The sequence below is a fragment of the Accumulibacter sp. genome, from assembly GCF_029255145.1.
Lineage (GTDB): Bacteria > Pseudomonadota > Gammaproteobacteria > Burkholderiales > Rhodocyclaceae > Accumulibacter.
The window spans coordinates 54885-75769 of record NZ_JAPUVQ010000031.1; the positions used below are offsets into that span (position 1 = coordinate 54885).

Annotated in this window: 18 protein-coding genes; 11 read left to right on the top strand and 7 right to left on the bottom strand. The window is 64.7% G+C overall.

Annotation, left to right across the window (positions count from 1 at the left end; translation table 11 throughout):
• Positions 1–6: 6 nt before the first annotated feature.
• Together Q1L50_RS03475 and Q1L50_RS03480 are read right to left on the bottom strand one after the other, a co-directional pair.
• Positions 7–1050: a TIR domain-containing protein gene (locus Q1L50_RS03475; RefSeq protein ID WP_300335925.1), complete on the bottom strand. Its 1044-nt coding sequence runs from the start codon at positions 1048–1050 to the stop codon at positions 7–9.
• Positions 1051–1150: 100 nt separating this feature from the next.
• Positions 1151–2125, bottom strand: a complete 975-nt coding sequence (locus Q1L50_RS03480; RefSeq protein ID WP_300335927.1) for an N-acetylmuramoyl-L-alanine amidase — start codon at positions 2123–2125, stop codon at positions 1151–1153.
• Between the two features lie 279 nt (positions 2126–2404).
• On the opposite strand from Q1L50_RS03480, the gene Q1L50_RS03485 reads away from it, so the two are divergent.
• On the top strand, positions 2405–4984 hold the full coding sequence (locus Q1L50_RS03485; protein ID WP_300335928.1) for a glycogen/starch/alpha-glucan phosphorylase: 2580 nt from the start codon (positions 2405–2407) through the stop codon (positions 4982–4984).
• A gap of 37 nt (positions 4985–5021) precedes the next feature.
• Here Q1L50_RS03485 and Q1L50_RS03490 read toward each other — a convergent pair whose 3' ends face one another.
• Together Q1L50_RS03490 and glgA are read right to left on the bottom strand one after the other, a co-directional pair.
• The gene (locus Q1L50_RS03490) at positions 5022–6980 is read right to left on the bottom strand and encodes an alpha-1,4-glucan--maltose-1-phosphate maltosyltransferase (RefSeq protein WP_300335929.1); all 1959 of its coding nucleotides are present in this window, start codon (positions 6978–6980) and stop codon (positions 5022–5024) included.
• A 148-nt stretch (positions 6981–7128) separates the two neighbouring features.
• Positions 7129–8337 carry a glycogen synthase gene (gene glgA, locus Q1L50_RS03495; protein ID WP_300335931.1) on the bottom strand — a complete coding sequence of 403 codons (1209 nt, stop codon included), beginning with the start codon at positions 8335–8337 and terminating at the stop codon, positions 7129–7131.
• A gap of 261 nt (positions 8338–8598) precedes the next feature.
• Here glgA and tsaB point away from each other — a divergent pair, with 261 nt between their 5' ends.
• The 6 genes from tsaB (at position 8599) to Q1L50_RS03525 (ending at position 12695) form a co-directional block, all read left to right on the top strand.
• On the top strand, positions 8599–9285 hold the full coding sequence (gene tsaB / locus Q1L50_RS03500; RefSeq protein ID WP_300335933.1) for a tRNA (adenosine(37)-N6)-threonylcarbamoyltransferase complex dimerization subunit type 1 TsaB: 687 nt from the start codon (positions 8599–8601) through the stop codon (positions 9283–9285).
• On the top strand, positions 9282–9758 hold the full coding sequence (rimI, locus tag Q1L50_RS03505) for a ribosomal protein S18-alanine N-acetyltransferase (protein WP_300335935.1): 477 nt from the start codon (positions 9282–9284) through the stop codon (positions 9756–9758). The genes tsaB and rimI overlap by 4 nt, the downstream gene beginning before the upstream one ends.
• Positions 9755–10591, top strand: a complete 837-nt coding sequence (locus Q1L50_RS03510) for a uracil-DNA glycosylase (RefSeq protein WP_300335936.1) — start codon at positions 9755–9757, stop codon at positions 10589–10591. The genes rimI and Q1L50_RS03510 overlap by 4 nt, the downstream gene beginning before the upstream one ends.
• Before the next feature lie 80 nt (positions 10592–10671).
• Complete coding sequence (locus Q1L50_RS03515) at positions 10672–11301, top strand: LemA family protein (protein ID WP_300335937.1); 630 nt, start codon at positions 10672–10674, stop codon at positions 11299–11301.
• A 24-nt stretch (positions 11302–11325) separates the two neighbouring features.
• Entirely contained in the window at positions 11326–12198 is an 873-nt protein-coding gene (locus Q1L50_RS03520) for a YgcG family protein (RefSeq protein ID WP_300335938.1), read from the top strand.
• A complete protein-coding gene (locus Q1L50_RS03525) occupies positions 12198–12695 on the top strand; it encodes a TPM domain-containing protein (RefSeq protein WP_300335939.1) in 498 nt (165 codons plus the stop codon). The genes Q1L50_RS03520 and Q1L50_RS03525 overlap by 1 nt, the downstream gene beginning before the upstream one ends.
• A gap of 36 nt (positions 12696–12731) precedes the next feature.
• On the opposite strand, the gene Q1L50_RS03530 is transcribed toward Q1L50_RS03525, so the two are convergent.
• The gene (locus tag Q1L50_RS03530) at positions 12732–13253 is read right to left on the bottom strand and encodes an Lrp/AsnC family transcriptional regulator (RefSeq protein ID WP_300335941.1); all 522 of its coding nucleotides are present in this window, start codon (positions 13251–13253) and stop codon (positions 12732–12734) included.
• A 119-nt stretch (positions 13254–13372) separates the two neighbouring features.
• Between Q1L50_RS03530 and ipdC the strand changes: the two genes are divergently transcribed.
• Complete coding sequence (gene ipdC / locus Q1L50_RS03535) at positions 13373–14995, top strand: indolepyruvate/phenylpyruvate decarboxylase (protein ID WP_300335943.1); 1623 nt, start codon at positions 13373–13375, stop codon at positions 14993–14995.
• A gap of 27 nt (positions 14996–15022) precedes the next feature.
• Here the strand turns inward: ipdC and lplT are convergent, their stop codons facing one another.
• The gene (lplT, locus tag Q1L50_RS03540) at positions 15023–16285 is read right to left on the bottom strand and encodes a lysophospholipid transporter LplT (protein ID WP_300335945.1); all 1263 of its coding nucleotides are present in this window, start codon (positions 16283–16285) and stop codon (positions 15023–15025) included.
• Between the two features lie 168 nt (positions 16286–16453).
• Between lplT and Q1L50_RS03545 the strand changes: the two genes are divergently transcribed.
• Genes Q1L50_RS03545 through radA form a run of 3 tightly spaced genes read left to right on the top strand, consistent with a single transcriptional unit; the run spans position 16454 to position 19841 of the window.
• Positions 16454–17356, top strand: a complete 903-nt coding sequence (locus tag Q1L50_RS03545) for a LysR family transcriptional regulator (protein WP_300335946.1) — start codon at positions 16454–16456, stop codon at positions 17354–17356.
• Positions 17356–18459, top strand: coding sequence for an alanine racemase (alr, locus tag Q1L50_RS03550; RefSeq protein WP_300335947.1), 1104 nt, complete (start codon positions 17356–17358; stop codon positions 18457–18459). The genes Q1L50_RS03545 and alr overlap by 1 nt, the downstream gene beginning before the upstream one ends.
• 2 nt (positions 18460–18461) lie before the next feature.
• Complete coding sequence (gene radA, locus Q1L50_RS03555; protein ID WP_300335948.1) at positions 18462–19841, top strand: DNA repair protein RadA; 1380 nt, start codon at positions 18462–18464, stop codon at positions 19839–19841.
• Positions 19842–20044: 203 nt separating this feature from the next.
• Here radA and Q1L50_RS03560 read toward each other — a convergent pair whose 3' ends face one another.
• A complete protein-coding gene (locus Q1L50_RS03560; RefSeq protein ID WP_300335958.1) occupies positions 20045–20755 on the bottom strand; it encodes a GGDEF domain-containing protein in 711 nt (236 codons plus the stop codon).
• Between the last annotated feature and the right edge of the window lie 130 nt (positions 20756–20885).

A 20885-nucleotide genomic window follows, 5' to 3' on the forward strand; every position in this document is an offset into this window, starting at 1 on the left:
GTTCAGTCAGTTCGACTTGGGTGTTCGCGCCAGGCGTAGCGGGCGTTCGGCCTGTTTGCTGTTCAGCCACAGGGTGCCGGTCATGGTCGTGCCATCGGCACCGAGCGTGGCGTGCAGGTTGCCGGTATCGGTCAGCGTGTCGCCCGGACTGCTGACGATCTGCAGGGCGATGTCGATCACCAGGCGGTCGCCCGGCAGGCTGCTGGCGCTACCTTTTCCCCGGTAGGTGACGAAGTCGAGTTCGCTGCCAAAGCGCTCGCGCCAGAAACGGCGGTAGTCTGCCCAGTCCGCACGCCGGCTGATTGCCACCGGCCGGCTGTTCAGTTCGACCTGGTCGCCGGATTGCCGCAACGACAGCGAGAGCGTCTCGTCGGTGGCGAGCGTGGCCAGCCAGGCGCCGGTGACGTCGCCAGGATCCGTCGCGGATGTCCGTGCTGCTGCCGTCGTTGGCGACCGCTGAACGGCGTACCAGCCGACGCCGAGGGCGAACACGGCGCCGGCTAGCGCCGGCACCAGCCAGCGGCGGCGCGCGCTGGCGGTCGGCGTGGCGGACTGGCCGCCATTTGTTGCCGCTGGTCCCGCCGCGACGATGCCGAGCGCGCGCAGGTCGTCCACCAGACGCGCGAGGTCGTGCTGCCAGTCGTAGGCGCGCAACGGCCGCCAGGTGAACTCGCCGATGCGGTTGAAAGGCTCGGGCAGGTCAGCGGCCGTTGGTGGCGCATCGAGGCCGTCGCAGAGCAGCGGGATGACGTGCGCGCCGCCGGTCAGCGCGTCGCTCAGTTCGCGGCGAACCGGGTCCGCCGGGTCGGCGATGCGCAGGCGCCCGTTGCCGTCGATCGCGGTCAGCAGTTCCGGCGTCAGCAACAACAGGAGCACCGGTCTGGCCCTGAGTGTCGCGGCGATCTCGGCGCGCCAACTGACGCCGGCGCGCAGGTCATCCTTGTCGAGAAAGACCTGTTCGTCACCGAACAGGGCGCCGAGATCGCGCGCCAGGGCGGTCGCCTTGTCCTTGCCGTCGGAGGTCCGGTAGCTGATGAACAGTTGGGCCACGATGCCAGTGCTGCCGGTGGCCGTTCAGCGACCGGTCAGGGATTGGCATCGGGTCAGGCGCGCAGCGCATGCTCGCTGTTTGCCTGGCGCGCCGCGCGGACTAGACATCGCCGGCCCTGGCCTCGCGTTTCTTCGCCCGGCGCCCCTTTTTCGTCGGCTTGCCCTTGCCGGCGCGCCCTCTCAGCCTGGTGGGAGCAAAGGTCGGGTCGGTGGACGCTGGCCCGGCGACGGTGAATCGCGCCACGGCAGCGTCCCGGGTGTTGCCGACCGGGGCGATGTAGGCGTTGCTGACCCAGCCCTCGACCTCGGGGTCGGCAACGACCTCGACCTGACTCCAGCGGTCACGAGCATCCAGGAGCAGTAGCTCGGTGCCACTCTTCAGTGGCGCGGCGGCGCGTTCGAAACTCGCGTCCGGGCCCTTGCGGATGTTCAGGGAACTGGCGGTGACGACGTAGCGGGGCGGTTCATCGTGTTCGCGACCGAGCACCCGGCTGCGCACCGCAGCCAGCGGAAAGGCCGGACCCGGGTCAACCTTGCGGCCCGGGGCGATGTCCTCGTGACCGAGGACATCCTGCAGGCCGTAGTGATCAACCAGCAATTCGGCGAGTTCGATTGCCCGCTCGATCTGCACCTCGGTGTATGCATGCCATGGCGACACCGGTCCACCGTTGCGATGCGCGGCGAGCGTCACCTCGTCGTCCGGATAGACCTTGGCGAACCAGGCCTGGTACTGGCTGCCGACCCTTTTCAGCAGACCGGCGTTGTCCATTTCGATACCGATCGAGTGCGAATTGAGGCCGACCAGTCCCGCCCACTGGCTGACTCCGGCGTGCCAGGTGACGACATTGAAAGGTGCCAACTGGACGATTCTCCCGTCGCGCCCGAGAACGACGTGCGCCGACGCGTTGCCTTGCGGTTTCCGGGTGCACAGCGACTCCACCGAGCTTTCGAGCGAACGACCCGCCGTGTAGTGCAGGATCAGATAGCTCGGGGCCATGATGCCGCCACGGTTTGGCGTGTCGCGATGGCTGACCTGGTCGCCGACCAGTTGGTGGTTCTCAATTTTCAGAGTCATGACTGTCCTCGCTGTGGTTGGGTAAGGTCGAGCACGGGGCACCGGTCAAGCCTCATCGGAAGCCTGCCAGCGAATTGCTGAACGAGCGAATCGTCGATTCGTTGCATCCTAGCACCATCCTTCGTCGCCGGCTCGTGACGGCTGCTCCGGGAGTTGCTGGCGGCGTCGCGTGCGCAGGCGTGAGCAATGCTTTAGACTCGCCGCTGAGGTGGGTCGGCGGCTCGCGACTCGTGGCTGCACATGGGCAGGCAATCAAGACATCACTGGGGGAGTATCGCTATGAATCAGAGGAATCAAGAGCCGGGTGAAGCACCGGCGGCGTCGGACGCCGCGCCGCTGGTCGGGCATGACAACCGGCGCATGGGGCTTAGCGTCGACGCGCTGAAACGCGCCTTTCTCGACAAGCTGGTGTATTCGCAGGCGCGCTTTCCAGAGGTGGCGACGCGCCATGACTGCTTCCAGGCGCTGGCGCGGGCAGTGCGCGACCGCCTGCTGCAACGCTGGGTCCAAACGGCCCGCACCTATCGGGATCAGGGCAGCCGCACGGTCTGCTACATGTCGGCCGAATTCCTGATCGGTCCGCAACTCGGCAACAACCTGATCAATCTCGGCATCTTTGACAATGCCCGGCAGGCGATGAGCGAACTCGGACTCGACCTGGAGATCCTGCTCGATCAGGAGGAAGAGCCGGGGCTGGGCAACGGCGGTCTTGGCCGTCTCGCCGCGTGCTATCTCGATTCTCTGGCCACCCTCGAGATTCCGGCCATTGGCTACGGCATCCGCTACGAGTTCGGGATCTTCACGCAGGCCATCCGCGATGGCTGGCAGGCCGAACTGACCGACAAGTGGCTGCGTGCCGGCAGTCCGTGGCTGATCCACCGGCCGAGCATCGCTTTCGAGATCAAGCTCGGCGGCCATACCGAACATCAGTACGAGGCGACGGTCAATCGCCGCTTGCGTGTGCAATGGGTTCCGGCGAAGGTGGTACGCGGTACGGCCTGGGACATGCCGGTGCTCGGCTTCGGCGTCAACACCCCCAACCGGCTCAGGTTGTGGAGTGCCGAGGCGCCCGAATCGTTCGATTTCGCAGCCTTCAATGCCGGCAACTATTACCAGGCGGTGGACGCACAGGTGTTGTCGGAGACGCTGACCAAGGTGCTCTACCCGAATGACGAAATGGAAGCGGGCCAAACCCTGCGTCTCGAGCAGCAGTACTTCTTTGTCTCTTGTTCGCTGCAGGACATGATTCGCCTGCAACTGCAGCGCGAGAAGAACCTCGATCACTTCCATGACAAATTCGTCGTCCAGCTAAACGACACCCATCCGTCGATCGCCGTCGCCGAGTTGATGCGCCTGCTGGTGGACGAATACGAGATGGTCTGGGACCAGGCCTGGTCGATCACCCAGCGCACCTTCGCGTACACCAATCACACGCTGCTTCCCGAGGCGCTCGAGAAGTGGCCGCTCAAGCTGTTCAGGAAGGTCCTGCCGCGGCACTACGAGATCATTTGTGAAATCAACGAGCGCTTCCTTGACGAAGTGCGGATTCGTTTTCCGGGTGACGACTCGCGGCTCAGGCGGATGTCGCTGTTCGACGAAGATGGCGCACGCTACGTGCGCATGGCGCACCTGGCGGTCGCCGGCAGCTTCGCCGTGAACGGCGTCGCCGCCCTGCACACCGAGCTTCTGAAGTCCGACGTCCTGGCGGATTTTTACGACCTGTGGCCGGAGAAGTTCCGCAACAAGACCAATGGCGTGACGCCGCGCCGCTTCGTTCTGCTTGCCAATCCGGCGATGTCGAAGCTGATCGACGACAGCATCGGTCGGGGCTGGGTGACCGACATGAGCCGGCTGCGCGAACTCGAGCCCTACGCCGAAGACCCGGCGTTCCGCGAGGCCTGGCGCGCGATCAAGCGCGGCAACAAGGAAAACCTGGTGCGCACGATCAAGCGCTTTGCGCACGTCGATGTCGATCCCGCGTCGATGTTCGACGTCCAGGTCAAGCGCATCCATGAGTACAAGCGGCAGCACCTCAACCTGCTGCACGTGATCTGGCTGTACAAGCGCCTGAAGGACAACCCGCACCTTGAGATGGCGCCACGGACGGTGATCTTCGGCGGCAAGGCCGCACCCGGTTACCGGATGGCCAAGCTGATGATCCGGCTGGTTACCGCGGTTGCCGATATCATCGGCCGCGATCCGGCGATGCGCGGCCGTTTGCAGGTGGTCTTCTTCCCGAACTACAACGTCAAGAGCGGCCAGTTGATCTTCCCGGGTGCCGATCTCTCCGAGCAGATCTCGCTGGCCGGCAAGGAGGCGTCCGGAACCGGCAACATGAAGTTCCAGATGAACGGCGCGCTGACCATCGGCACGCTCGACGGGGCCAACGTCGAGATTCGCGAACAGGTCGGCGACGAGAACTTCTTCCTTTTCGGGATGACCGCCCCCGAGGTCAAGGAACTGCGCAACTGCGGCTACCGGCCACGCAGCTACTACGACGCGAATCCGCAACTGCGGGAAGTGATCGACCTGATCGGCTCGGGCTTCTTCACCCGCGGCGACCGCGACATTTTCCGGCCGCTGGTCGATCACCTGCTCCACCACGACGACTACATGCTGCTCGCCGACTTCCAGTCGTACATCGAGTGCCAGGAAAGGGTCTCAGAGGCCTACCTCGATTACGAGCGCTGGTCGCGAATGTCGATCATCAACGTCGCGCGTTCCGGCTTCTTTTCGTCGGATCGGGCGATTCAGGAGTACTGCACCGAGATCTGGAAGGTTCAGCCGGTGCGCATCGAGCTCAGCGAACTGTCGGCTCAGGACATGCAGTTCAAGCGCTTCGCGGCCGGATCCGACTGAAGCCGGGGGGCCGGGGACTTTCTCCCCGGCCGCTTGCTTACCAGCGGCGGATCTTGATGATGTGCGCCATCGTGGTGTGCGGGCTGAGTTCGACGTAGGCGGTCGGGCCGCTCCAGCGGTAGCTGCGGTCGGTCAGCAGGTCGTGCGCCTGGTATTGTTCGTCCCAGGCGATGCCGAAGGTGCCGAGCGGGATCTGGACGGTTGCCGCCTGTTGGTGAAATGGATCCAGGTTCACGGCGCAGACGACGATATCCGAGCGGTCGTCGGTCATCTTGGCGTAGACGATGATATTCGGATTGTCGGTGGCCAGGAAAAGCACATTGTTGTAGCCGTGCAGGGCAGGGGACTCGCGCCGGGCTTGATTGATGCGGGTGATGATGTCGACAATGTTGCCTGGTGATCGCCAGTTGCGCACCTTGATTTCGTACTTCTCCGAGTCCAGGTATTCCTCCTTGCCCGGAATCGCCGCGTTTTCGCACAGTTCGTAACCGCTGTAGATGCCGTAGACCGACGACAGCGTGGCGGCCAGTACGGCCCGCATGATGAACGCCGGCCGCCCGCCAACCTGCAGGATCGGCGGCAGGATGTCCGGCGTATTGGCGAAGAAGTTGCCGGTGAAGTAGTCCTTCATCGGGCCACTGGTCAGCTCGCTGACGTACTCGGTGAGTTCCTCCTTGGTGTTGCGCCAGGTGAAGTAGGTGTAGGACTGCGCGTAGCCGGCTTTGGCCAGCAGCCGCATCATCTTCGGCTTGGTAAAGGCTTCGGCCAGGAAAATCACGCCGGGGTGCTGCAGATGCACCTGGCCGATCACCCATTCCCAGAATGCGACCGGTTTGGTATGCGGGTTGTCGACACGAAAAGTGGTCACCCCCTTGTCGATCCAGAACAGGAAGATCCTGAGCATCTCCTGCCACAAGCCCTCGCGGTCGCTGGTCCCGAAGTTCAGCGGATAGACGTCCTGGTACTTCTTGGGCGGGTTCTCGGCGTACTTGATCGAACCATCCGGCCGGTGGAAAAACCATTCCGGATGTTCGCTGACGTAGGGATGATCCGGCGAGCAGTTCATCACGTAATCGAGGGCTATCTCGATCTGCAGCTCACGACAGGTGGCGACGAACAGATCCCAGTCGTCCCAGGTGCCAAGCTTTGGTTCCAGCCCGGTGTGGCCGCCATGCTCGTTGCCGATCGCCCACGGACTGCCGACGTCGTTGGGGCCGGCCTCGAGACTGTTGTTCTTGCCTTTGCGGAAGCTGTGCCCGATCGGGTGAATCGGCGGCAGATAGACGACGTCGAAGCCCATCGCCTTGATGTCGTGCAAGCGGAGGATGCTGTCCTTAAGCGTGCCATGGCGATACGGGGCGCTGCCCTGCGAACGCGGAAAGAACTCGTACCAGGCGGCAAAACGGCTGATCGGCCGATTGACCATGATCTTCAGCGCTGGCGCCAGTTGGTAGCCCTCGCTGCGATCGGGGTACCTGGCCATCAGGCTGCGCAGCACGCCGCCGACGCCAAGATCGACCGCGCCCTGCTGCTCACCCGCGGCCATCGCGCTTTCGATCGCCGAGACGATGCCGTTGATGCGCGCACGGTCCTCGCCTTTGGCGGCGACCGCCGATTTTCTGATGATCGCGAGTCCCTCGAGCAACTCGCTTTCGAGCTTGGCACCGGGGACGTTTTTCTTGCTGATTTCTTCCACCCAGGACAGGTAGTGATCGGCGTAGGCCTCGATGGTGTACTCCCAGGGGCCGATCTCGGTGACCGTGAACTCACCGCTCCAGTCGTCGTTGAGAGCCAGCGTCATCGGGCTTTCCTGCCATTTCTCATCGCCCACCCTGCGCGCCTTGAGGATGGCAGCCAGCTTGTCGTGCCCTTCCTTGTAGATGTCGGCACTGACGGCAACCCTTTCGCCGACGACGCGCTTTATCGGGTAGCGGCCGCACTCGATCTGTGGCTGAACGGCTTCGATATTTACACGGGGGTAGTCTTGAGGAATCATCGTTGCAGCTCCTGAATACTGAACCGGCGGCGCCGGAGGGATGCGATCAAGGCAGATCTGTTCTGATCCGAATGGGAATGCACGGTCGGGCTGACGGTCGGCAGCCCGTTCGACCCCGATGCCTGCGGCCGGGCGGCAGCAAGGGGGTCTATTTCAGCAGCGAATCGTAGAGAGTCTTCGTTTGTTGGGCAATGCTCGACCAGCTGAACACCTCGCGAGCGCGTTGCTGGCCGGCGGCGGCCATTGACTCGGCGAGTTCGGGGTTGTCGAGGATCTTGTTGATTGCCGTTGCGAGATCACGCGAGAAGGCGTCGGGGTTCACCGGCTCGAAGGGCGCCACGTGCAGTTGTTCGAGCGGTACCAGATAGCCGGTGACACCATCGATGACGACCTCCTTGATGCCGCCGACCGCACTCGCGACGACCGCCGTGCGGCAAGCCATGGCTTCCAGGTTGATGATCCCGAAAGGCTCATAGATGGATGGACAGCAGAATACCGTGGCATGCGAATAGAGCTGGATGACTTCGGGTTTGCTGAGCATCTCCTGAATCCAGATCAGGTTCCTGAAGCCTTCGTGACGAACCGCCTTGACCGCGTCTTCCATCTCGGCGCGCACTTCCGCGGTATCGGGCGAGCCCGCGCAAAGCACCACCTGCGCCTCGGGGTTGATGTAGCGGACCGCGTTCACCAGGTGCAGGATGCCCTTCTGGCGGGTGATCCTGCCGACGAACAGGACGATCGGTTTTTCCGGGTCGATGAAGTGCTGTTCGAGGGCGCTGGCATTGGTCGTTGGGCGGTATTGCTCAACCTTGATGCCGTTGTAGATGACGGAAATCTTGTCCGGATCGATGTCGAAGTGTTCGAGAATGTCGGCCTTGGTCCCTTGAGAGACGGCGATCACCGCATCAGCCATGTTCAGCGAGGTGCGCTCGATCCACGAAGACATGTCGTAGCCACAGCCCAGCTGCTCGCGCTTCCACGGGCGCAGGGGTTCCAGCGAATGCACGGTATGGATCAGTGGAATGCCGTACAGATTTTTCGCGAGGATGCCGCCGAGGTGGGCGTACCAGGTGTGCACATGCACCAGATCGGCGTCGACCTGTTCGCTCAAGGTCTCGAGGTTGGTTTCGAAGGTATCCAGCGCGCCACTGAGTTTCTTGTCGACGTGGGCGAAACTGCCCTTGCCGAACGGGTAGCCCTTGACCCGCACACCGCCGCTGACCGTGTCCTGATCACCAAAACAGCGCACTTCGACGTGCATCAGCCGGGCCAGTTCGTCAGCCAGATACTCGACATGCACGCCCGCTCCGCCGTACACGTTGGGGGGGTATTCCCGGGTCAATAGCAGTACTTTCATCGCGACACTTTCAATGCTGTGGTTGTGAGATCGAACGCGATCCCATCGCGTCCGCAGGAGCCCTTCTATTCCCTCCCATTGTATCGGCAAAGGCCCCGAGCGGCCAAACCGGCGGCCAGCAGCGGCTTGCGGGTTGCTTCGCGGGTCAGAAGGCCGGTCCCCGCCTGACGCTTCCAGCGGCGTTGGCAAGCGCCCGCCGGGAGACATGGCAATGGCTCGCGCTAGGGCATACAGGCGACGGCGGCGACCAGGACGGGTAAAATGCGGCGCATGAATCTGCTTGCCATCGAGACCTCCACCGAGCTGGGCAGCATCGCCGTCTGGCGCGACGGCGAGGTGTTGCGGCGTCACTGCCCGGTCGGCGTTTCGCACTCGGAGACGCTGCTGCCGCTGATCCAGGCGACGATGCGCGAAGCAGGCCTGCGCTTTGCCGACCTGCAGGCGATCGCCTTCGCCGCTGGCCCGGGTTCGTTTACCGGTCTGCGCGTCGCCTGCGGCGTCGCGCAGGGACTGGCCGTTGCGCGCGAGCTGCCGGTCATTCCGGTCGGCACCTTGGACGCCATGGCGCTGGCGAGCGCCGGTCAACGGGTGATCGTGGCGCTCGATGCGCGCATGGGCGAGGTCTATTACGCCCTGTTCGCCGACGGCATGCCTCTGGCTCCGGTGGTCTTGTGCCGGCCGTCGGAGGCGTCGCTTCCCGACTCGGCCGATTGGCTGGCCTGTGGCAATGGACTGGCGGCTTACCCGGAGCTGCGCGATCGCCTGGCCATCTGCGTGCAGGCGTGGCAGCCCGAACTGATGCCGGATGCCGGCGCCGTCGCCCGCCTCGCTGCGGCGTGCCTGGGGCGCGGCGAAACCGTCGATGCGGCCGACGCGGCGCCGCTGTACGTGCGCAACAAGGTCGCGTTGACGGTTGCCGAACGCCTGGCCACCGGTGGCAAGGCGTGAGCGCCGTTCTCGCACCGCGGGTGGAGATCCTGCCGATAGGCCATGGCGACATCGACCAGATGCTGGAAGTCGAACAAGGCGTTTATCCGTTTCCCTGGACGCGTGGCAATTTCGTCGACTCGATCGCCGCCGGCTACAGCAGCTGGGGGTGCCGGGTTGCTGGCCAGCTGGTCGGCTACTACGTGCTGATGCTGGCTCTCGATGAAGCCCACTTGCTCAACCTCAGTGTTGCCGAGAGACGCCAGGGGATGGGCTTCGGCGCCCGCCTGCTGCGCCACGCGATGTCGGGAGCCCGCCGGGGAGGAGCAACGACGCTATTGCTCGAGGTACGGCCGTCGAACGGCAAGGCGCTGACGCTGTACCGGCATTTCGGTTTTCAGCAGATCGGCGTTCGGCGCGCCTACTACGAGGCCGAAATGGGCCGTGAGGATGCGCTGGTGCTGCGGCACGCGCTGACCGAGGATTCCGCATGAGCGCCCGCAATCCCGGACACCAGGGCCTGACGCGTGCCGAGTTGCTGCGCGAGATGGGGCTCGGGCCACAGTGGTGTTTGCGCGCGCAGGCGTCGGTCGAAAGCGCGACGCAGGCGCCCTTGGGCGCGCCTGCGGCCGATGATCGTCGCCAGGAGGTGGCGGCAGGCGCGGCGGCGGCCAGTGCCGTTCTGCAGCCGCCAGCCAACCGGGCAGCGGCGATCGCCGCCATGGGCTGGGAGCAGTTGCAGCAAAGCGTCGCCGCGTGTCGCGCCTGCGGGCTCTGTCAGGCGCGACGGCAGGCGGTGCTCGGTGTCGGCGACGTGAACGCCGACTGGCTGTTCATCGGCGAAGGACCGGGGGCCGAAGAAGACGCGCGCGGCGAGCCTTTCGTCGGGCCGGCCGGCCAGCTGCTTGATGCGATGCTGGAGGCGATCGATCTGCGACGCGGCAAGAACGTCTATATCGCCAACGCAGTGAAGTGCCGCCCGCCGGGAAATCGCACCCCGGAGGCTGCCGAGATGGCCACTTGCGCGCCCTACCTGCAGCGCCAGATCGCGCTGATCCGCCCCCGGTTGATCGTCCTCCTGGGCCGTGCGGCGGCGCACTCGGTCCTCGGCGAGACGGGCTCGCTGGCCAGTTTGCGGGGCAAACCTTTCGCCTACCGGGGAACGGACAGCGCCGGCGCCGGCATCCCGGTGGTGGTCAGCTATCATCCTGCCTATCTGTTGCGTACCATGTCCGACAAGGCCAAGGCCTGGGAAGACCTGTGCCGCGCCCGCGCGCTGCTGCGTGCCGCCAAATCGGAGGAACCGGCGGAACCGCCATCGCACTGAGTGCCTCGCGCCATCTTGAGAAATCGCTGACCGTCGCCATCTGACCATCAGCCTGTTCATTTGCCTTGAAGGAAGCTGCCATGCGCATCCGCCTCATGACCCTCGTCATCGTCCTTTCCAGCCTGCTCTCCGGCTGCGGCTACAATGCCTTCCAGACCGGTGACGAGGCGGTCAAGTCAGCTTGGGCCGAGGTCATCAACCAGTATCAGCGGCGCGCCGACCTGGTCCCCAATCTGGTCAGCACCGTTCAGGGCTACGCCAGCCACGAAAAGGAAGTGCTGACCCAGGTGACACAGGCGCGCGCGCAGGTGGGAGGCATTCAGGCGACGCCGGAACTGGCCAATGATCCTGCCGCTCTGGCCAGGTTTCAGCAGGCGCAGGCCGGTCTGACGAGCGCTCTGTCACGACTCCTGGTGGTCGCCGAGAATTATCCGCAGCTCAAGGCGGACGCCGCCTTTCGCGACCTGCAGGCGCAACTGGAGGGGACCGAGAACCGGATTGCGGTGGCCCGCAACCGCTACATCAAGTCGGTCGAAGCGTACAACGTCTCGGTGCGCACTTTCCCGAACAACCTGACGGCGATGATCTTCGGTTACAGCGTCAAGCCGAACTTCACGGTCGACAACGAGAAGGCGATCTCGACCGCACCGAAAGTCGATTTCTCGGCGCCGGCCGCCGCCGGCAAGAGCGCCCCGGCTCCCTCGTATTAGCCGCATGCCAGCGCGTAGCCGCCGATGACCACTTTCTTCCTGCGGCTGCTGGCCTGGCTGCTGGCCGTTTTCCTGCAGTTCGGGGTCGGTTTCGCGTTCGGCGCGCAATTGCAGCCGATCCCGCCGCTGGGCGGGCGGGTCACCGACCTGACCGGCACCCTCGCCGCCGAGCAGCGGACGATGATCGAGGCGAAGCTGGCGGCGTTCGAGCGTGCGAAGGGCGCGCAGGTCGCCGTACTGGTCGTTCCGACGGTACAACCCGAAGCCGTCGAGCAATACGCGCTGCGCGTCGTCGAGGCGTGGAAGCTGGGCCGGCAGGGAGTCGACGACGGCGCGCTGCTGCTGGTCGCCAGGGACGACCGGAAGCTGCGCATCGAGGTCGGCTACGGTCTCGAGGGCGCGCTGAACGATGCCACCGCGAAGCGCATCATCAGCGAAACGATCAGTCCGCGTTTCAAGCAAGGGGACTTTGCCGGCGGTATCGATGCCGGCGTCGACGCGATGCTCAAGGTGATCGGCGGCGAGCCGCTGCCGCCGCCACGGGCGGCGGCGAGCACGCCGACTGGCGGCCAGGAACCCTTCGAGACGCTGCTGATCGCCGGCTTCATCCTGGTGTTCGTCGTCGGGCGCGTGCTGCGCGCCATTTTCGGGCGTTTTCTGGCGGCTGCCATGATTGCCGTAGCTGCCGGAGTGATTGCTGCGATGCTGCTCTCGTCGCTGCTGGTGGCGGCGCTCGTCGGCCTGCTCGCCTTCCTTGCCGCGCTGTTTGCCGGAGTTCTGGGTCCCGTTGTCGGGTCTTCGCGCGGCGGTCCGTGGGGTGGTGGCGGGGGCGGTTCCGGCGGCTTTTCAGGGGGCGGCGGCCGTTTTGGCGGCGGCGGCGCTTCGGGAGGCTGGTGATGCAATTGACAAGGCTCCTGCGGCACCTGCTGCTGCCCGACTGGTGGGTACTGCGCGCTTTCTCGCCGACGCTCCTGCGCCGCATCGAGGAGGCCGTCGCCGCTTCGGAATCGACGCATCTTGGCGAGTTGCGGGTGGTGGTCGAAGCCAACCTGCCGCTGCCGGGACTCTGGCGTGATCAAACGCCGCGCCAGCGCGCGATCGACCTGTTCGCCCAGTTGGGAGTGTGGGACACGGCCTGCAACAGCGGCGTGCTGATCTATCTCCAACTGATCGACCGACGGGTCGAAATCGTCGCCGACCGGGGGATAGACGCCAGGGTCGGGGGAGAGTTCTGGCGCGGTGTCTGCCGGAAGGTGGAGAGCGCTTTTCAGGCTGGCGAGTTCGAACGCGGCACGCTACTGGCGCTGAACACGATTACGGAGGCGCTGCGTGAACACTTTCCCGCACCGGGCGAGAACCCGGACGAGCTGCCGAATGCGCCGCTGCTGCTCTAGCGCTGCGGCGGCAGCTTGCGGAAGCCGCGGACGCTTCTAGTCGTCGGCGTAGCGGACGCGCTGGCGCGGCTTGCTCGGCTGCGTCAGGTGACCCAGAGGCATGATGTGCGTCTGCTTCACGGTGTGCAGCGCGATACTGGTCTTGATGCGGGCGACGCCTGGCAAGCACAACATGCGCTTCATCATCAGCTCCGAGAACGCCGCCAGATCGGGAACGACGATCCGCAGCATGTAGTCGGCGTCGCCGCTGATCGAGAAGCAATCAAGGACTTCGGGCATCGCCGCGACCGCGGATTCGAAGGTCTCGCTGGCGGTGTCGCCATGGCTTTCGAGGATCACCTGGGCAAAGGCGGTAACCCCCAGTCCCAGCGCTGGCGGGGCGAGCAGGGCGACGTAACCGGCGATGATGCCGTCTTCTTCGAGGCGCTGGATGCGCCGGCTGATCTGCGACGCCGAGAGCTTGATCTGCTCGCCGAGCGTCGCGTTGGTGGCGTTGCCTTTGCGCTGCAGTGCTTCGAGCAGTGCAAGGTCGTAGCGGTCGATGGTGATTTTGGACATCAATTGGCCGTTTCGCGCATGAAATGTGCGCAGTATAGGGGTTTTCGCCACCATTTCCAATGCATCTTGCGCGGCATTGCTGTCATCATGTGGCCTTCCACGAGACGGGAGAAATCGCGATGAACCTCACGGAATCGCTGCTGCACGCGCTGAAAGCAAATGGCGCCCGGCAGATTTTCGGCATCCCTGGCGATTTTGCGCTGCCTTTTTTCAAGATCATCGAGGAATCACGGATCCTGCCGCTATACACCCTGTCGCACGAACCGGGCGTCGGTTTTGCTGCTGACGCGGCGGTCCGGATGGTCGGCGGGCTAGGCGTCGCCGCCGTCACCTACGGTGCCGGCGCGCTGAACATGATCAACCCGGTGGCTGCGGCGTATGCCGAGAAGTCGCCGCTGGTGGTCCTTTCCGGCGGACCGGGCAAGAACGAGTCGAAGGCCGGTCTGCTGCTGCACCATCAGGCCAAGACGCTGGATTCACAGTTCCAGATCTTCCGGGAGATTACCTGCGACCAGTTGCGGCTTGATGACGCCGGGCGGGCGCCGGCCGGCATCGCCCGCGTCCTCGGCCATTGTCTGCGCTACTCGCGGCCGGTGTATATCGAACTGCCGCGCGACATGGTCGGCAAACCCTGTCAGGCGGTGCCGCCGCCGCGCGTGCCGGCAGTCGATCAGGACGCGCTCGAGGCCTGCGTCGACGAGATTCGTGCACGCCTGCAGCGGGCCAGCAGGCCGGCGTTGATGGTCGGTGTCGAGGTCCGTCGCTTCGGGCTTGAAGAGCGGGTGGCCGAGCTCGCTCGCCGACTTGGTTTGCCGGTGGTCACCAGTTTCATGGGCCGCGGCCTGCTGGCCGATGCCGACGTCCCATTGGTCGGCACCTACATGGGCGTTGCGGGTCTGCCCGAAGTTACCGAACTGGTCGAGAACTCGGACGGGCTGTTCCTGCTCGGAGTGATCGTCTGCGATACCAACTTCGGCGTTTCGGCGAGCAAGATCGACCTGCGCAAGACGATTCAGGCGCTCGATGAGCGGGTGACGATCGCCCACCATACCTACCCGCAGATTCCTCTGACGGCGCTGGTCGATCGGCTGCTGGAGCGCGTTCCTGACGGCGAACAGGCTTATGCAATGACGCCGCGCAGTTTCCCGCGCGGGATGCTCGCCGATCAGGCGACGCTGACGCCGACCGACATTGCCGCGGCGGTCAACGACCTGATGGCCGAATACGGCAAGCTGCCGATCGCCTCGGACATCGGCGACTGCCTGTTTACCGCCATGGACATCGAGCACACGGCGCTGGTCGCCCCGGGGTATTACGCGACGATGGGCTTCGGCGTGCCGGCGGGGCTGGGCCTGCAGGCCGCGACCGGGCAGCGACCGCTGATCCTGGTCGGGGACGGGGCATTCCAGATGACAGGCTGGGAACTCGGCAACTGCCAGCGCTACGGCTGGGATCCGATCGTCCTGGTGTTCAACAACGCCAGTTGGGAAATGCTGCGCACCTTCCAGCCGGAATCGTCGTTCAATGACCTCGGGCACTGGGGTTTCGCCGAAATGGCGGCCGGACTGGGTGGTGATGGCGTACGGGTGGGTAGCCGCGCCGAACTCAAGGCGGCGCTCGATCAGGCGGTAGCGACGCGCGGTCGCTTTCAGCTGATCGAGCTGACGATACCGCCGGGCGTCCTGTCGGCGACGCTGGCGCGCTTCGTGGCGGGAGTCAAGCAGCTCAATGCCGCGAAGTAGCGGAGTCGGTGGCGCCGGGGGAGCGGCTCAATGCTTGCCGTCGTCGAGGTGGATCACGTCATCGTGGTGGCGCTGGTTGGCTTCGTGGAGGCGTTTGACGAGGAACATCGAGCTGCTGAGGAACAGGCCGAACAGCGTAATCACCAGGTAGATCGACATCTCGGAGCGGACCATCAGGAAGTAGACGCCGGTCATCGCCAGGATCGACAGGTTCTCGTTGAAGTTCTGCACGGCTATCGAATGGCCGGCACCCATCAGGATGTGGCCACGGTGCTGCAACAGGGCGTTCATCGGCACCACGAAGAATCCCGACAGCGCGCCGATCAGGACCAGTAGCGGTATCGCCAGCCACAGCTGCTGCACGAAATTCATCGCCAGCACGATCATCCCCATGGCGATTCCCAGCGGGATCACGCGTACCGCCTTGCGCAAGGTGATCATGCGTGCGGCGCCGACGGCGCCCAGCGCGACACCGATGGCGACCACGCCTTGCAGCATGCTCGACTTCGAGAGGTCGAGTTGCAGCGCGCTCTCGGCCCACTTGATGACGATGAACTGCAGGGTGGCGCCAGCGCCCCAAAACAGCGTCGTCACGGCCAGTGAAATCTGGCCCAGGCGGTCGCGCCAGAGCAGCAGCAGGCAATGGTTGAATTCACGCAGCAGATACCAGGGGTTCTTGTGCAGCACCCGGTGATCGACACCGGTGTCGGGAATGCGGAGGTTGAACAGCGCCGCCAGCAGGTAAAAGACGGCAACGAAACAGATCGCCATCTCGCCGACCGTATCGACGCCGGTGTCGATCACCGGGAAGTCGAGACGGAGCATTGCCTCGGCGATGTCCGGCCGGATCAGCAAGCCACCGATGACGACGCCAAGAATGATCGCGCCGACCGTCAGTCCTTCGATCCAGCCATTGGCGACGACCAGCAGTCGGTGTGGCAGGTACTCGGTCAGGATGCCGTACTTGGCCGGCGAGTAGGCGGCTGCGCCGAGGCCGACCACGGCATACGCCAACAGCGGGTGAACATCCCAGTACATCATCGCGCAACCGACGATCTTGATCGCATTGCTGATGAACATCACCCGCCACTTGGGCATCGAGTCGGCAAAGGCGCCGACGAAAGCGGCGAGAAGCACGTAGGAAACCGTGAAGAAGGTCTTCAGCAGCGGTTCATATTCGCTCGGCGCGTGCATGTCGCGCAGGATCGAAATGGCTACGATGAGCAGAACGTTGTCGGCCAGCGCTGAAAAAAACTGCGCAGCCATGATGATGTAGAAGCCGAAAGGCATGGAATATTCCGGAGGGGGCGGTTTCCGATATGCTGGGCTTATACCATGAAAGGCCGCAACTTGTTACGACAGGCTGTGGCGTCGCAGCGAATCGGGCAATAGGCTCTCTGTCCGGCGCCCCGCTTTTGTGTTTGAATACTGGAATAAGTCGAAACCGGGAGAGGGCTTATGGCGGATCGTCGCCTGCAGGTGTTTCACGCTGTCGCCAAACATCTTTCTTTTACCAAGGCCGGGGAAGCGCTGCACATGACGCAGCCGGCCGTGACCTTTCAGATCAAGCAGCTCGAGGAGCGCTTCAATACCCGCCTCTTCGACCGCGGCGGCGGGCGCATCTCGCTGACACCGGCCGGCGATCTGGTTCTCGATTACGCCGAGCGGATCCTCGCACTGTCCGCCGAGCTCGACATCCGCGTCGCCGAGATGACCGGGCAAATGAGCGGCAGCCTGCTGGTCGGCGCGAGCACGACGATCGCCGAGTTCATGCTGCCGCCGATCCTCGGTGAGTTCAACGTCCGCTATCCGCAGGTGCGGGCGCGGTTGACGGTGGCCAACTCGGAAGCGATCAGCAATGCCATCGCCGCGCATACGCTCGATATCGGCCTGATCGAGTCGCAAGTGACGCAGCCGAGCCTGCAGAGCGAGGTCTGTGGCGACGACGAATTGCAGGTGGTGTGCACCCCGAGTCATCCGCTGGCCGGGCAGCAGGAAGTCGACGCGCGGAGCTTGCTGGCGCACGATTTCATTGCCCGCGAGCCTGGTTCGAGCACTCGCGAAATCACCGACAGCTACTTGCGCGCCTGCGGCGTCGAGCCCGAACAGCTGAGGACGGTGATGGAGTTGTCGAGCCCGGAAGCACTGAAAGGCGTGGTTGCCACCGGCCTGGGCTTTTCGATCGTCTCGCGCGCCAGTTTCGAGAAGGAGCGCCAGCTCGGGACGCTGGTCGGCGTGTCGCTGCGGCCAGCGCTGAAGCGGACGCTGTCGCTGATCTATCCCAAGGAGCGCTTCCGCTCGCAGGTCGTCCTCAGTTTCGTCGAATTCGCCCGCAGCAAGCTGAAGGAGCTGTCGAGCTGATGCCGCGTCCGATCGAGGCGCGCATCAAGCTTGCCGCGCTACGTCACAATTACCTGCTCGGCCGCAGGCACGCCGCCCGCCACAACAGCGCAGCAAAGGCCTGGGCAGTGGTCAAGGCCAACGCCTACGGGCATGGTCTGCTGCGAGCTGCCGCGGCGCTGGGCGACGTCGCCGACGGATTTGCACTGCTCGACCTCGACGAGGCGGTTCGGCTGCGCGAGGCGGGCATCCGGCAGCCGATTCTCCTGCTCGAGGGGTTTTTCGAGGCCGCCGACCTGAGCGTTTGCGCCGCCTACCAGCTGACCGCCGTCGTTCATTGCCTGGAGCAGCTTGAGATGCTGCGGCTGGCGCCAGCGCCGCTTTGCCTGCCGATCTATCTGAAGCTGAACACCGGCATGAATCGGCTCGGCCTGCGCGCCGAGCAGCTGCCGGCCGTCAGGCGCAAGCTGGCGGCGTCGCCGGCGGTCGGCGCGGTGACCTTGATGACCCACTTCGCCGAAGCCGATGGTGACGGCGGCGAGCGCTGCATCGCCTGGCAGCTCGAACGCTTCACGGCGATGATTTCCGGCTGGACGGACGCCGAGCGCTTGCCGGTGTCGCTGGCCAACTCGGCGGCGATCCTGCGCTATCCGCAAACCGCCCATGACTGGGTGCGGCCAGGAATCATGCTCTATGGTGGCAGTCCATTTGCCGATCAGGATGCCGCCAGCCTCGACCTGCTGCCGGTGATGACCTTGCGCAGCCGGATCCTGGCGGTGCAGGAAATCGGCGTCGGCGAGCGCGTCGGCTACGGCGGTACCTTTGTCGCGCGGGTGCCGACTCGGGTCGGCGTCGTCGCCTGCGGCTATGCCGACGGCTACCCACGGCACGCACCCGGCGGGACACCGATCCTCGTGGCTGGTCGCCGGACGCAGACCCTGGGGCGGGTATCGATGGACATGCTGGCCTGCGATCTCACCGAACTGCCAGAGTCTGGCGTGAACAGTCCGGTGGTGCTGTGGGGCGAGGGGCTGCCGGCCGACGAGGTGGCGACCGCAGCGGGGACCATCAGTTACGAGCTGTTCTGCGCGCTGGCCCGGCGTGTGCCGGTGGTCGAAGGCTGATCATGGCCAGGGCCGGCGACCGGCAGAATACCATTTTCTCCTGTACCGAGTGCGGCGCCAGCGCCGCCAAGTGGCAGGGACAGTGTCCCGGCTGCGGGGTCTGGAATACCCTCGTCGAGACCGTCGCCGAAGCGGCGGCGACCAGCCAGCAGCGGCGTTTCGCGGCGCTGAGCGGCACTTCCGCGGTGCAGACGCTCAGTGAGATCGACGCCCGCGAGGAAGACCGCCTGCCGACCGGTATCGGCGAGTTCGATCGGGCACTCGGTGGTGGACTGGTCGCCGGTGGGGTGGTGCTGATTGGTGGCGACCCGGGAATCGGCAAGAGCACGCTGCTGCTGCAGGCGCTGGCCGAGATGTCGGCGGCGCGAAACGTGCTCTACGTCAGCGGCGAGGAATCGGGCCAGCAGATCGCCATGCGCGCCCGGCGCCTGTCGCTGGAGACGCGGGCGCTGCGCCTGCTCGCCGAGATCAACCTGGAAAAAATCCTGGCCACGCTGCAATCGGTACAGCCGCAGGTGGCGGTGATCGACTCGATCCAGACGCTGTGGTCGGATCAACTCAACTCGGCGCCGGGATCGGTCGCGCAGGTACGCGAATGCGCCGCGCAGTTGACGCGCCTCGCCAAACAGACGGGAATCACCGTGATTCTGGTCGGACACGTGACCAAGGAGGGTGCGCTGGCCGGGCCGCGGGTGCTCGAACACATCGTCGACACGGTGCTCTACTTCGAGGGCGATACCCACTCCAGCTTCCGCTTGATCCGCGCGGTAAAGAACCGCTACGGCGCGGTCAACGAGATCGGCGTCTTCGCGATGACCGACCGCGGCCTGAAGGGCGTGAGCAACCCCTCGGCGATCTTTCTGTCGAAGCACGGCTACGACGTTCCGGGTTCCTGCGTGCTGGTCACCCAGGAAGGCACCCGGCCGCTGCTGGTCGAGGTCCAGGCGCTGGTCGATCAGGCGCACGGCAACCCGCGACGGCTGACGGTCGGTCTCGACGCCCAGCGTCTGGCGATGTTGCTGGCCGTTCTGCACCGCCATGCAGGCATCGTTTGCTTCGATCAGGACGTTTTCGTGAATGCCGTCGGCGGCGTCAAGATCAGCGAGCCGGCAGCGGACCTCGCGGTTTCACTGGCGATCGTTTCATCTCTTAAAAACAGAGCGTTGGCGGAGAAACTTATTGTATTCGGTGAGGTAGGTCTGGCGGGCGAGATACGGCCGGCGCCGCGTGGGCAGGAACGCCTCCGGGAAGCCGCCAAACTCGGGTTTACGCGTGCCATGATCCCCGAAGCCAACAAACCCAGGCAGGCCATCGCCGGCATCGAGGTGATCCCGGTGCGGCGGGTCGAAGAAGCCGTACAAGCCCTGCGCGATCTCGAATGAATGGCGCCGAGCGGGTGGCAGGGTCTCGGGGTGAGGCGCACGGTTCAAGGCCGAAGGCGTAACCGGCAGCACCACGGACCGGTCAGCGTGGCTGGCTGCGGGAATTCTTCTCGGGCAGTGCCGACCCCCTGAACGACCCCTGGTCGGCGGACGGAGCGATGAAGACGCGGTTGCGTCGCTGCTTCTTGGCCTCGTGCAGCGCTTCATCGGCTCGCTTGAGGGACGTCGTCAGCGATCCGCGGCTGGCGTCCGGCCAGTCCCCGGCTCAGGGTGATCGGCAGGCAGACGCCGTCGCTCAACTGCAGCGGGTTCTTGGCCACGCGATGGCGCAGGCGCTCCGCCAGGCGATGCGCTTCGACCAGGCTCGTTTCTGACAAGAGGAAGGCGAGTTTCTCGCCGCCGTAACGACACGCACAGTCAGACTGCCGCAAGGTCTTCGTCAGCAGTTCGGAGATCGACGTCAGCACCAGGTCGCCAACCGCATGTCCGTAGCGGTCATTGACCTGCTTGAAGAAATCGAGGTCGGCCATGGTGACGCAAACCGGCCGGTCGTAGCGCTGCGCACGCTTGACTTCTTCCTCGGCAAGCGCCATGCAATGCCGGCGGTTGAACATCCCGGTCAGATCGTCGGTAGTCGCCGGAAAGATCAATTGCTGGCGGGCCTTCTCGTTCTCGTGCATGACCTCGCGCAACTGGCCGATCGCCCCCTCGACGGCACCGATCTCCCGCATCGCAGCCGGCGCGAACGGTTTGACCGGGGCGCCGGCACGTAGCGCCGACAGCGCCTCGTCCATCATCTCTAGAGGGCGAATAAGATGGCGATGGATCAGGAACAGGACCAGACCGGCAAGAGCCGCGACCAGCGCGAGAACGACCGCCAGTTTGACGCGACTTTGCACCATGATCGCCGACATCTGGCACAAGTTCAGATTTCCTGATCCCGGCCGGGAATGTAGGTAGAATTCCGGAATTGCGAGTAGCACTTTATTTCGAAGGCCATAATTTTCGTATGGCATAGACCAAGCGTCGCTAGGAGTGCAAGGA